Origin of the sequence: Chryseobacterium oncorhynchi (assembly GCF_002899895.1) — a bacterium.
GTDB classification, from domain to species: domain Bacteria; phylum Bacteroidota; class Bacteroidia; order Flavobacteriales; family Weeksellaceae; genus Chryseobacterium; species Chryseobacterium oncorhynchi.
The window spans coordinates 85,346-98,169 of the sequence record NZ_PPEI02000004.1 but is presented as its reverse complement, the minus strand read 5'-3'; the positions used below and the strand labels follow the sequence as shown (position 1 = coordinate 98,169).

The window sequence follows — 12,824 nt, the reverse complement described above, 5'->3', positions numbered from 1 at the left end:
CGAGATTCATCATAGTTCCCTGGTATTTCCGGGGAATTTTTTTTGTTATAAGTAATTGTAAAATATAGTTAATCATTAGTTCTTGTTGAATTCATTTACGTTGTCTATTTTTGAATATCAAATTACTTTAAATATGAAAAAATCAATTTTTACAGTTGCAGCTGTTGTAGGATTACTGGCTGTTACTACTTCTTTTTCTTCTACGGATGTTATTGAAGTTCAAACTAAAGTTCGTTCAGAAGTATCTCATAAAGATGCAAAAACTCAGACTTTTAAAATTCGTTATGGTCTTCTTTCAAAGAGTGGAACAAAAATTCTTTCAGGTTCAGGATTTGACTTGGGAGGTTTTATTGCAGAAAATACGGCGACTGGGGAAACGTACTATAGTAATAATGGATATAATACAGTACTTCCACAGTATTCTGAGGAGGATCTTCCGGCAGGAACGTATGCTTTTTCAGGAATTCAGGGCCAGGGAGGCTGGGTAGGTTATGGAACGGTAGTTGCTACAGTTTCTGAAGCGAATGTAGATGCGGATGGATACATTACGATATATGTTCCAATTACGTGGGAAGAATAACTTTGTGAAAAACAAAATATTTATCTAAATTTACCAATCCTCGAAATGAGGATTTTTTTAATCATTATAAAGTTATAGATAATTACTTGCCTTGAGATTTAAATTCTTCTATGAAAAAAAATAGGGTGGGTATCATACAATATTCTGTTTAGATTTATCTAAATAGATTTTTTTCATCATTTGTGTTTTTTAGGCCTCCTGAATGGGAGGTCTTTTGCTTTTTAGTTTAAAGTAAAAAGCATTTTGCTCTTCAAAAGATATATTTAAGTCCAATTTTGCTTTGTGAATTATTTTTTTAATTCATGAATTATATAAATTTCATATTTTTTTTAATTATTAATTATTTATTAAATTTTATTCTGTTGTGTGTTTTTTAATTTTATATAATTAAATGTTTTAATAAAATTATTATAATGTATGTTAATAAGGTTGTAAAAGTAAAAAATAGAGTAAGTAGGGTTGGGGAATAAAATGCATTTTTTTTTCAAAATTTGTAATTCTTGGCACGATTTTTCAATATACAAACGCAACTCATGTTTAATTTGAGTTTTCATGGTTATTAGTTTTTATCCTCGGAATTTCCGAGGATTTTTTTTGTTTCTATATGTTAAGTTGAAGATTGGTGGGGTTCTGAAAATAATTACAGTTGATTACTAATAATACTCTTGAGTATTTAAGTTTTTCTTGGTAATGCTATATTTTATTTTTCTAACAAAGATATGCTGGCCTTATGTAAATGTGTTGAAAAGTAATGAGTTTTCCTAATGATGAAAAAGGATTTAAAGCCACTTCATTTTATAAATTAATCTTGTATTTTAAATTTAAAATGGGATATTAAGAAACAAAAAAACCTCTAAATAAAATTTAGAGGTTTTGAAGAGGTACCTAGCGGATTCGAACCGCTGTAGATGGTGTTGCAGACCACTGCCTAGCCGCTCGGCCAAAGTACCATGTTTTACCATTTTTGAGGTGTGCAAATATAGCAAAATTTCTTTATGAACAAAAGTTTTCATGCAATTTCTTTCTTTCCTAGACTGTCAATTTCGCTTTTTGATTGATTTTCAGTAATATAATTTTTAACATTAATTACCCTTGTATAGCTCCAGCTGTCGTGCCATCCGTTTACTCCAAGAAATGATATTCCATCAAAAGGAACAATTCTGGAAAGACTTCTGTAAATAATTTGTTGAGTAGTTGGTTTGGTACCATCTGTACTGATTACTTTAGTTCCTGTAATATATTTTGAGACAGTTCTCCCATCTAAATAGTTTTCCATTAGAAAATAATAAAGACAATAGTTGAAATTTCCAATAAGAAAACTCCATAAAATATGGCCATTACTATAGAAGTAGAAAAACTCAATTGAAGTTATTTTATAAAGGAAATTGAAAATAATAGAGATCAGATAATTCACAATATATATGACCGTAAGATCTATGAAATTATTGGCAAGCCTAATCCATAATGAAGCTTTATTATATTCAACAACATTTAGAATTCTTTTCATGGTTGGTTATTAGTTTTTTCTAGGTTGAATTTTATTTACTATTTTAAAATCCGTTGACCAGTAATTTTAGGGTAGCATTGGTATCAATCACAGCTGTAATCCCCGTACTGTTGAGAAGAATTTTACTTGGCTTCAGGTTAAATACTTTTCCACTCATCTTTAAGCCCTTATAATATTCTTTATTAAAGGCGTCTTCAATACTTTTTCTGGATGTTTCTTCCAATTCCTGAGTTGGGATTCCGTATTCTTCTTCAATCATTTTTACAATTTTTCCCTGAAATAGGAGAGAAGCTGTTTTTTGAAGAATATTCATGGTTTTTAATTTGAACTTGGTGTCAGACAAAACAATTTTTCTTTTGGTTTCGTCATACACCGGAATTCCTGAAATAACAGCAGTTCCTTTAATATATCCATCAGTCTGAGCCTCAATGACAACCCTGTTATCTAGACCATATACTCTAATATCTGTTACTTTTACCTTTGAATCTCTGATATCAAATTCCTTGTTTAAGAAAGTCTTTCTGGCCATGTTGCTGGCTTCTGTAAAGGGAATATTCGCGGTGGTTTGTAAAAGAAACTTATCTGCAACGGTAGGAGAGAAGTTAAAGTTGGTAGCCGAGGCCACGGATGGAGAAGCCACGGGTTTGTTTCCTGTGAAAGTTTCAGAGTAAATGTCAATACCAAGAGTTGCATTGATCTGGTTTCCGTAAAATTTCAAAGGAGTAATATTAACTCCAACCGGACTTATCTTCAACCATGTGTTGTATTCCTCAGAAATATTAAATGGCTGCAAGAAAGTATTCCATGCCATCACGGCATATTGCTGGAAGTTCAGTTGAGTAGCCATCTGCTGATCAATAGTTTTACAGAATTTCTCCTGTTGTTCCTTAAGGCTTTTTTCAACAATTGGAGTAATTGGTATTTGTATTCTACCATAATCTAATACAGGTTTTGTTACCCATCTGAAGCCATTCGGTCTTGTAGAGGTTGTAATGGTCCAGTTATTTTTAAAAGTAACGGTGGTATTAAAGGACATTACTGTTTCAAAGGTGGTATTCTGGTAGCTGTAAACGCCTAATGTTCCAATACCTTTTTCTGCCCATATTTTTAGGGGAACTTCAATCAACAGGTTTTGGGTAGTCCCTCCTACCAAACGGATAGGTCTGGTTTTCCAAACTTTTACCTTAAACTGGTCGTTATTGTTATCGGTATAAGAATCATCCTGATATACCAGATCCTTTACAGAGGCATTAATCATGTTACTCAGCTCCGAAAGAGGAATAGTTACCGGCATGGTAATGCTGGACTTGATCTTTGGAAAGTTATAATTTGCCAATTGATTATCTACACCAGATTGTCCAAAAGCATTGATGAATGCTACTAAGAATAATATTTTAACAAGTTTCAATTTTGTATTTTTTTATAAAACGAAAATAAGAATTTTAATTTTCCGGCTTAAAGCTTTTTTCCAGTTCAATACTGGCTCCTTTCATTTCTCCCTGCATTGGGGGAGCAGTTTTGGTTATTTTTAACTTAATATAATCGATTTGTGGAAAACGTGCATGAATTGTTGAAATAATTCTTCCGGCTACATGCTCCAAAAGTTGAGACTTTATTTTCATTTCATGATGGATAATGTCATTAAGGTCTGCATAACTTATGGTATCGTTCAGGTCATCAGATCCGGCGGCTTTCCACAAATCGGTATGAAGCTCTGCATTTAAAATATAATACGTTCCAATAATGTTTTCCTCAGGTAACACTCCGTGGTAGGCATATATTTTTACATCTTCAAGATATATTTTGCTCATTGCATTTAATTTTTATCAAGCAAAAATCGTCTTAATTCTTCAAAATCTGAGTTTATTTCTACAGTTTTTTTCTCCTTTTTCATCAGGTCATTCAAAGATTCTGGAATTTCAATTTTTACTTTGATCGCTTTTTCCACAGCATCAGGGAATTTTACAGGATGAGCTGTTCCTAAAATGAATCCCTTTTTCCCTGGATTTTCACTCAGATATTGCTCCATGGATGCAAATGCTACTGCGCTATGAGGCTCGAGAATGTATTTATATTTTTTATGAACTTCTGTAATAGTATTCATAGTTTCTTCATCATTTACAGAATAGCCGGATATTTTATTTTTTAATGAGCCAAAGTTCTGTCCAAAAAGTTCCATGATCCTTACAAAGTTGCTGGGATCTCCTACATCCATTGCATTAGATAAAGTAGCCAAAGCTTTTTTAGGCTTAAAATTCTGAGTTTTTAAATATTCAGGAACTACATCATTGGCATTACACGCTGCAATAAAATGTTCTGCAGGAAGTCCTCGAAGATGAGCGAGAAGTCCTGCACATATATTTCCGAAATTTCCACTGGGAACACAAATTACCGGAGCTTCTTTTTCTGATTTTTGCCATTGTTTTAAAGCTAATAAATAATATATCTGCTGTGGAAGCCATCTTGCAATATTAATAGAGTTGGCGGAGGTCAGAAATAATTTTTTATTGATTTCCTCATTAGTGAAAGTTTGTTTTACCAATCCTTGACAATCATCGAAGCTTCCGTTCACTTCCAAGGCAAAAATATTTTCACCCAATGCCGTAAGTTGTTTTTCCTGAACCGGACTTACCCTGTTTTTAGGATAAAGAATAACAACATCAATGTCTGGAAGACCGTAAAATCCATGGGCAACAGCTCCGCCCGTATCTCCAGAGGTAGCAACAAGAACTGTCACTTTTCTATCTTGATCTTTCAAAAAATAGGATAGGCAACGGCTCATAAATCTGGCTCCGATATCCTTGAATGCCAAGGTAGGTCCATGAAAAAGCTCAAGAATTGAAATTCTGTCACTGATCTTTTGTAAAGGAATCTCAAAGCTGATCGTTTCGGCGATGATTTCCCGTAGTATTTCTGAGGGAATTTCATCTCCAATAAAATCTTTCATGCATCGGTAGGCAATTTCCTCATCAGAATATTGATGAAGATTTTGAATAAACTCTTTTTCAAATTGCGGAATACTTTCCGGAAAAAATAATCCTTTGTCTTTTCCCTGGCCTTTTATTGTTGCTGTCCTGAAATCAACTTTTTCCTGACTGTCTTTTAGATTATAATATTTCATTTGTTTTTTTTAATGTTGTTTTGATTCTTCAATGATTTCAATCCCACCTGGATTTATTTTTGAAACATATACAAAGCTTTCAATATTGATTTCGTCATAAACAGACTTCATCTGGAATGCAATTTTTTCTGCAGTTTCCTTTTCTTCAGCCAACATGAAAATTGAAGGACCAGATCCGGAAATTCCTCCACCCAATGCACCAAGTTGAAGACTTGTCATTTTAATTTCATCAAATTTTGGAATTAAAATACTTCGTATAGGTTCTATGATAACATCATTAAGGCTCCTGCCAATCAATGGGAAATCATTTTTTTGAATACCTGCAACCAGTCCTGCAATATTTCCCCATTGTTCAATGGCGCTTTTTAGAGAGATATTTTTCTTCAGAATCTGTCTTGAATCTGAAGTTTTTACTTCAACTTGAGGATGTACAGCGGCTACAAACAAATCGGGTGCATTCAATGGGATAATATCAATAGGATTGGTTGATTTTACCAATGTGATGCCTCCATAAATGCAAGGCGCAATATTGTCTGCATGACGAACTCCGGAAGCCAGTTCTTCCCCAAACATAGCGAAATGAATAATTTCATCTTTGGAAAATATATTTCCTAATAAAATACTAGCACCCAATGCGGCTCCGGCAGCACTCGCTGCACTGGAGCCAAGCCCACTTCCTGGTTTTATATGTTTATGGATCACGACCTCAAAACCTTGGGTTAAGTTCAAATGTTCCTGAATTTTCAGAAGGACTATTCCTGCTACATTTTTAGAAGGTTCCTCAGGAAGTTTAAACTGATCCTTATGTTTAATGATGATTTCCGGAGTTTCCAGTAACGTAATCTCCATTTCGTCATAAGGTTCATGTATAGCCATTCCCAGAATATCAAATCCACATACCATATTGGCTACTGTAGCCGGAATTTTTAATTTTATTTTTTTCATTTTCTATGTTTTTAAATTGAACGTATAATGTCTGCAAAAATTCCACTTGCCGTTACCTCGGCACCGGCACCGGCTCCTTTTATGACTAATGGTTGTTCAGAATATCTTAAAGTTTTAAAAATAACAATGTTGTCTTTTCCATAGAGATGAAAAAGATCGCTTTCTGGTGCAACATGCTGTAAACCTACTTTTGCTTTACCCTCCTTGAATTTGGCAACATACTTTAATATTTTACCCTCTTTTTTAGCATCTGCAAGCAATGCTTTGAAATGCTGTTCGTATTCTGAAAGTTTTTCATAGAAATGTTCTACACTTCCCTGCATACATGCTTCAGGAAGAAACCCTGTATTTTCAATTTCTTCCAATTGAAGTGGATAACCAGCTTCTCTGGCGAGGATTAAAGTTTTACGGGCCACATCTGTCCCCGATAAATCCAGTCTTGGGTCTGGTTCTGTATATCCTTCTTCTTGAGCTTGTGCTACCACTTCAGAAAATGTTCTGCTTCCATCATAGTTATTGAATACAAAATTTAATGTTCCACTTAGTACAGCTTCAATGGAAGTTATTTTATCACCACTTTTAATCAGGTCATTAATGGTGCCTATTACCGGAAGTCCTGCGCCTACATTGGTTTCAAAATAGAATTTGCAATTATGATTTCGGGCTGTATTTTTTAGAGCTTTATATTTTTCAAAATCTGATGAGGCTGCAATTTTGTTACAGGCTACAATATTGATACTTCTTTTTAGCAATCTTTCATACACTTCCGGAACGTCAGAACTTGCTGTAATATCTACAAAAACAGAATTTCTCAAGTTTCGGGAGATGATCTCTGCAGCAAAATCTTGTGGTGAAGATTCTATTCCTGATTCGCTCCAGTTGAGGTATTCCTCTTCTGAAATTCCTTTATCTGAAAAGATCATTTTACGGCTGTTGGATAATCCTGCAATTCTTAGATTAATTAAGGAATTTTCTCTCAGATATTGATTTTGTTTATAGATCTGCTGAATCAGTTTTGATCCTACATTACCGGTTCCACAAATGTAAAGGTGAATTTGTTTTATTTCAGATTCAAAAAATTCTTCATGAAGAACATTCACTGCTTTTTTTGTGTCTTTTTCTGAGATTACAACGCTGATGTTTCTTTCTGAGGAACCTTGGGCAATTGTTCTTATATTGATTCCGTTGTTTCCCAGACATCCGAACATTTTTGCACTCACCCCACTTTTACTTTTCATGTTTTCACCTACTATGGCAACAATGGAAAGTCCAATCTCAATTTTGACTGGGTCAATTCTCTTTAAGCTAATATCATCTGCAAATGAGGAATTGATGGCGCTTTCAGCAATAGATTTATCTTTTTCATGAATAGCAAGAGTAATGGAATGTTCCGATGAACCTTGCGTAATAAGAATGATATTGATTTTCTCCTGACTAAGACATTGAAATAATTTTGCTGAAATACCGGGAATACCAACCATTCCGCTGCCTTCCAAAGTAAGGAGGGCTATATTACTCATATTTGAAACCCCAACAGCTACCTGTTGTTTTTCGTTCTCCAGAGTTTCAAGATTGTGAGAAACCAAGGTTCCTTTGGCATTCGGATCAAAAGTGTTTTTGATTTTCAGGTCAATATTTTTCACCATCACAGGTTGAATGGATGGTGGATAAAGAACTTTTGCCCCAAAATGGGAAAGTTCCATTGCTTCATGATAGGATATTTCCGAAATGGGTTTTGCATTGGAAGCCAGACGCGGATCGGCAGTCATCATACCACTTACATCTGTCCAGATCTGAAGTTCTTCGGCATGAACAGCAGCGGCAATAAGGGAAGCTGTATAATCTGAGCCTCCTCGTCCTAATGTTGTAGCATTGTTTTTATCATCATGGGCTATGAAACCGGGGCCTATGATGATTTGGTTTGGATGATCATTAAGATAATTCTTAATGTTATTTTCTGTAATTTCAGAATTAACTTTTGCATTGGTAAAATTACTGTCAGTTCTGATGAGATCAGCAGAATTCATCCAGACACAGTCTAGTTGCTGATATTGTAGTCTTGCAGCAATGATATGAGAAGATAGAAATTCCCCATATGATGCAATTTTATCCTTGATTCTGTCCGTAAGTTCACCCAAAACAAAAATTCCGTTATATAGGTCTTCTATATCATTGAAATGTTTTTTAACGAAGCTTAACCATGAGCTTTGATCTAAAATAGGGATAAGATCTTTGACTAAGGTTAAATGTTTTTCTTCAAGGTTGTTTACAATTTGTAAATAGCTTTCATCCTTGACAGAAGCATATTCTGCTGCTTTAATCAGCTTGTCTGTAACGCCGTGTAGTGCAGATACTATAACGATGATCCTGTCTTGCAAGGATTCTTTTTTTATTATGTTTTCTACCAGAAGTATATTCTGAGAATTGGCGACTGATGTACCACCGAATTTTAAAATTTTCATCAATTATTTATTTGAGGTTAGAGAAAGTAGAAAGGTTACTCTTTAAAAAAAGAGTACAGGTCCCGAAAATAATATGTGAAAATTTACCCCTTTATGGGGTAGTCGTTGTAGTTGTGAATGTAGAAACAGAAGATATGCCTGAAATAGGTAATTTCAGGGCAGAAATATCAGATATGTTTCTTAAAAAATTCATTGTAGTGAAACAAATGTACAAATTATTTTGGAATAACATGTTTTTAACATAATAAATTAATAATTCCTTTTTTGGAGAAATACTTGGTGTAATTGATTAAAAATCTTACATTTATATTCAAACTATAATTAAAATTAATCATGAAAAATTCAAAAAAGATTAACAGAGAGAATCTAAAATCAATTAATGGAGGAGGAATAGGACATTGTAATGAGTCTTGTCCTCCGGGTCCTTATGGCCCTGATCAACCAAGATCTTGCGGAGAGTTTAATGGTTTACCAGAATGCTGTAAACTAAGAGTACTGGTAAGTATGGATTGTTTCGGTCCTTATTAATTATTATAATCATAGAATAACATTATAAAATAGTGTTCTATATTTCTCATTAACATCAAATTAAAACATTATGAAAACAATTAAAAAATTATCAAGAGAACAAAAGAAAACCATCAATGGAGGTATTACGGATATCCAAATTGAAGCTTGTGGCGGAGCACAGTTTGTGTGCTTCAGAGGAGGTGGAAGATGGGGGTGTTCATTAAAGCCAGGTGGAACTTGCTATGATCCTAAATTATAATGAAGTAGGTATTCCGATACTTACAATAAGCTTAATTCATAAAAATAAATAGTATGAAAAAGTTATCAAGAACAAAACTGAAGAGTATCAAGGGTAAGGGAATGGCAGGATGTGCCGGATGCCCAACCGGAGGAAACTACGGAGACGGCCCAGAATATACGAATAGCTGTTCCAGTTATTGGGCATTATCTCCAAACTGTAGAAATTGTGTAGATGTAAGTGCAGATTGCTATGGTCCGGATTATTCTGATTTTTATAATTAAAGATTCAAACTAATTCCTTTTTAAGAAGAGTCAAATATTTAATACCAAAAAATTAAAACAACTATGAAAAATCTTAAGAAATTAAACAGAAAAGAACTTGAACAACTCAATGGGGCAGCTGGAGCAAGCTGTAGTGGATGTCCGAGAAATACTACTTATGGAAATGGACCTAATGATGCTCCTTGTGATGCTTATAATGCGCTTCCTTTCCGTTGCAAAATGTGTGTGATTGTAAGTATAGAATGCATGGATGGAGGAGTTTCTTAATAAGACGAGATCAATTGAAATAAAAAAGCACTGTAAAAACAGTGCTTTAATTTTATTAACAATTAGGAGGGAAATGTTCTCCTTTTGGAATACAAATTGATTCTCCATTGCATCCTGATCCACAGGTTTCATGTATTTCACAAAAGTTGCAGAAATTTCCTGCTCCACCGTTTACTCTTTTAAGATTTTCTCGGTTTAATTTTTTAAGATTTTTCATATTTATTATTAGTTTGAATGCTAAATATAATAAATATTCAAAAACAAAAAAATTATTTTATACTTTTAGAAAGATCAAGCATGGCCTCAATTGGCTTTAATGCTCTTAATCTCAATTCTTCGTCAATAAGAATCTCAGGAAGTTCATACTTCATACATAAGTACAATTTTTCCATGGTATTACGCTTCATGTAGAAACACTCAGAACAGTTACAGCTTTCGTCAAAAACTAAAGCTGGAATTAATTCCTTATGCGGTGCGCGTTTTCTCATTTCGTGAAGAATACCTTCTTCAGTAGCAATAATGAATTTCTGGCAATCGTCTTTTTCTACAAAGTTTAATAGAGCAGAAGTAGAACCAATGAAGTGAGCCAGTTTTAAAACGGCTTCTTCACTTTCCGGGTGTGCAATCATTTTAGCGTCTGGGTTGTCTGCCAGCTGCTTAGCAATTCTCTCCATAGAAAATGCTTCGTGTACTATACAACTTCCATCCCAAAGGATCATATCACGACCTGTCTTTTTAGATAAATATCTTCCAAGGTTTTTATCCGGTGCAAAAATGATAGGTCTGTCTGTTGGTAGCGCTTCAATTACTGTTTCAGCGTTAGAGCTTGTTACAATGATGTCACTTTCTGCCTTGGTTTCAGCATTACAGTTGATGTAAGTTGCAATTAAGGCGTTAGGATGCTGTTCACGCATTTTTCTCAACCCTTCACCTGAACATCCGTCTGCAAGAGAGCATCCTGCCATAGTATCAGGAAGAACTACTTTTTTAGTTGGGTTCAGAATTTTGGCCGCTTCCGCCATGAAGTGTACTCCGCAGAATACAATCATGTCAGCATTGGTATCCTTTGCCTGTCTTGCCAATTGTAGGGAATCTCCAAGGAAATCAGCGATATCCTGAATTTCTCCCGGTTGGTAATAATGGGCAAGGATTACAGCATTTTTTTCTTCCTTAAGTTTTAGAATGGCCTTTACCAATTCTTCTCCCTGAGGAATTGCTATATCTTTTATATCCAGAAATCCTTTTACAGGAATTGCAGATTTAGCTTTTTCTAATGTTTCGGTACTCATATCAACCTCAATGTTTTTTATTATCAGAAATTAGAGATTAGAAATTAGAAGTTAGATAAGAATGGGAGTATATGACTTCCATTTTCTGACCTCCATCTTCCAGCCATTAATTGTTGATAAAACTTTTTATTAAACTTTCTATTTCTTTTTTAGCTTCGTCCAGATCAGAATTAATCACGATCTTATCAAACTCGCTTGCATAAGACATTTCTTCTTCTGCCTTTTCTACGCGGGTTTTAATGGTTTCTGCATCATCTGTATTCCTTGTAATCAATCTTCGTTCCAGTTCTTCAATGGAAGGGGGTTCTATAAAAATAGACAATGCCTTTTCTCCGAAGTATTTTTTTAAGGAAATTCCTCCTTTTACATCTACATCAAAAATAACAACTTTTCCCTGATTCCAGATCTTTTCTACTTCAGACTTTAAAGTACCGTAATATTTATCAGTGTATACTTCCTCATATTCTACAAAAGCATCTTCTGAAATTTTCTGTCTGAATTCATCAGGAGATAAAAAATGATAGTCCACTGCATGAACTTCACTTCCTCTTGGCTGTCTTGTAGTACAGGAAATAGAAAATTCAAGTTCAGGAAATGTTTCAAGAGAATGTTTTACCAATGTAGTTTTTCCGCTTCCAGACGGTGCTGAAAATATAATTACCTTATCCATAGAGTTCTCAGTTGGTGGTTGATAGATAGGAGCTTATCCCTACTATCAACAATCAACTATTTATAATACGTTTAACGTTTGTTCTTTAATTTTTTCCAAATCATCTTTCATCATCACCACCAGCTTCTGGATTTCAGCATGGTTGGCTTTGGAACCTAATGTATTGATCTCTCTTCCGATTTCCTGAGAAATAAAGCCCAGTTTTTTTCCGTTGAAAGATTCATTGTCCATTACTTCCTTATAGTATTTCAAGTGCTGGGTAAGTCTTACCTTTTCTTCTGAAATGTCTAATTTTTCTGTGAAATAAGCCATTTCCTGATAAAAACGAGTCTCATCCACATTTTCGAATTCTTTCAGAGACTTTTGGTAACGTTCTTTTACACTTACGATTCTTTCTTCTTCAAAAGGAATCACTTCACCCAGATATTTATCAATATTTTGAATATTTCTGTTCAGTTCTTCGTGTAAAATACTGCCTTCAGTTTTTCTGAATTCTTCAAATCTATCAACAGCAGCATTAACGATTTTTGCTAATGCTTCCCATTCACCCTCTGTAAGCTCATCAGGTCTTGATGTAATGGCGTCAGGAAGTCTTACGGCCATTTTCAGATATTCGAAATTAGGTCCGTCTGATGCAATGTTTTTAAGCTCATTGACATAAGATTCAATTAAACTCTTATTGATTTTCACATCATTGGATTCTTCAAGGTTTTCCAGATTGACGTAGCAGTCTACCTTTCCACGGATAATTCTATCATTAAGAATTTTTCTGATTTCAAATTCTTTTTCTTTATAACGTAAAGGAATTTTGATATTTAAATCAAAGCTCTTGCTGTTCAATGATTTAATATCTATTGTTATTTTTTTTCCTTCAAAAACACCTTCGGCTCTACCGAAGCCAGTCATTGATAAAATCATAGTTTTTTATTGTTCTACAAAGATAAACATTTA

Annotated in this window: 15 protein-coding genes and 1 tRNA gene; 5 read left to right on the top strand and 11 right to left on the bottom strand. The window is 34.2% G+C overall.

All coding sequences use genetic code 11. The features are described 5' to 3' along the window. Positions 1-133: 133 nt before the first annotated feature. Entirely contained in the window at positions 134-580 is a 447-nt protein-coding gene (locus tag C1638_RS14025) for a hypothetical protein (RefSeq protein ID WP_076354548.1), read from the top strand. 879 nt (positions 581-1,459) lie between these two features. Here the strand turns inward: C1638_RS14025 and C1638_RS14020 are convergent. The 7 genes from C1638_RS14020 to thrA all read right to left on the bottom strand — a co-directional run bounded on the left by C1638_RS14020 (position 1,460) and on the right by thrA (position 8,615). Further along, positions 1,460-1,530: transfer RNA gene (locus C1638_RS14020), tRNA-Cys, on the bottom strand. Positions 1,531-1,589: 59 nt separating this feature from the next. Further along, positions 1,590-2,087: an RDD family protein gene (locus C1638_RS14015; RefSeq protein WP_109621957.1), complete on the bottom strand. Its 498-nt coding sequence runs from the start codon at positions 2,085-2,087 to the stop codon at positions 1,590-1,592. 43 nt (positions 2,088-2,130) lie between these two features. Next, entirely contained in the window at positions 2,131-3,495 is a 1,365-nt protein-coding gene (locus tag C1638_RS14010; protein WP_109621954.1) for a DUF4403 family protein, read from the bottom strand. Between the two features lie 34 nt (positions 3,496-3,529). Then, the gene (folB, locus tag C1638_RS14005; RefSeq protein ID WP_109621952.1) at positions 3,530-3,898 is read right to left on the bottom strand and encodes a dihydroneopterin aldolase; all 369 of its coding nucleotides are present in this window, start codon (positions 3,896-3,898) and stop codon (positions 3,530-3,532) included. Positions 3,899-3,903: 5 nt separating this feature from the next. Continuing rightward, positions 3,904-5,208, bottom strand: a complete 1,305-nt coding sequence (gene thrC / locus C1638_RS14000; RefSeq protein ID WP_109621951.1) for a threonine synthase — start codon at positions 5,206-5,208, stop codon at positions 3,904-3,906. Between the two features lie 9 nt (positions 5,209-5,217). After that, the gene (locus C1638_RS13995; protein ID WP_109621949.1) at positions 5,218-6,153 is read right to left on the bottom strand and encodes a homoserine kinase; all 936 of its coding nucleotides are present in this window, start codon (positions 6,151-6,153) and stop codon (positions 5,218-5,220) included. A gap of 11 nt (positions 6,154-6,164) precedes the next feature. Next, on the bottom strand, positions 6,165-8,615 hold the full coding sequence (gene thrA / locus C1638_RS13990; protein ID WP_109621948.1) for a bifunctional aspartate kinase/homoserine dehydrogenase I: 2,451 nt from the start codon (positions 8,613-8,615) through the stop codon (positions 6,165-6,167). Between the two features lie 333 nt (positions 8,616-8,948). On the opposite strand from thrA, the gene C1638_RS13980 reads away from it, so the two are divergent. The 4 genes from C1638_RS13980 (at position 8,949) to C1638_RS13970 (ending at position 9,914) form a co-directional block, all read left to right on the top strand. Beyond that, positions 8,949-9,143: a bacteriocin-like protein gene (locus C1638_RS13980; RefSeq protein ID WP_109621944.1), complete on the top strand. Its 195-nt coding sequence runs from the start codon at positions 8,949-8,951 to the stop codon at positions 9,141-9,143. 70 nt (positions 9,144-9,213) lie between these two features. Continuing rightward, on the top strand, positions 9,214-9,384 hold the full coding sequence (locus C1638_RS22375; protein ID WP_165826538.1) for a bacteriocin-like protein: 171 nt from the start codon (positions 9,214-9,216) through the stop codon (positions 9,382-9,384). 53 nt (positions 9,385-9,437) lie between these two features. Continuing rightward, complete coding sequence (locus C1638_RS13975) at positions 9,438-9,647, top strand: hypothetical protein (protein WP_109621942.1); 210 nt, start codon at positions 9,438-9,440, stop codon at positions 9,645-9,647. Between the two features lie 63 nt (positions 9,648-9,710). After that, a complete protein-coding gene (locus tag C1638_RS13970; RefSeq protein WP_109621940.1) occupies positions 9,711-9,914 on the top strand; it encodes a bacteriocin-like protein in 204 nt (67 codons plus the stop codon). 55 nt (positions 9,915-9,969) lie between these two features. On the opposite strand, the gene C1638_RS22845 is transcribed toward C1638_RS13970, so the two are convergent. The 4 genes from C1638_RS22845 to C1638_RS13950 form a co-directional block, all read right to left on the bottom strand. After that, positions 9,970-10,131 carry a bacteriocin-like protein gene (locus tag C1638_RS22845; RefSeq protein ID WP_438829981.1) on the bottom strand — a complete coding sequence of 54 codons (162 nt, stop codon included), beginning with the start codon at positions 10,129-10,131 and terminating at the stop codon, positions 9,970-9,972. A gap of 52 nt (positions 10,132-10,183) precedes the next feature. Next, complete coding sequence (gene nadA, locus C1638_RS13960) at positions 10,184-11,203, bottom strand: quinolinate synthase NadA (protein WP_076354533.1); 1,020 nt, start codon at positions 11,201-11,203, stop codon at positions 10,184-10,186. Positions 11,204-11,309: 106 nt separating this feature from the next. Continuing rightward, positions 11,310-11,873 (bottom strand): guanylate kinase, encoded by a 564-nt coding sequence (gene gmk / locus C1638_RS13955; RefSeq protein ID WP_109621938.1) that lies wholly within the window; start codon positions 11,871-11,873, stop codon positions 11,310-11,312. A 60-nt stretch (positions 11,874-11,933) separates the two neighbouring features. Further along, a complete protein-coding gene (locus tag C1638_RS13950) occupies positions 11,934-12,791 on the bottom strand; it encodes a YicC family protein (protein ID WP_109621936.1) in 858 nt (285 codons plus the stop codon). Positions 12,792-12,824 lie beyond the last annotated feature (33 nt).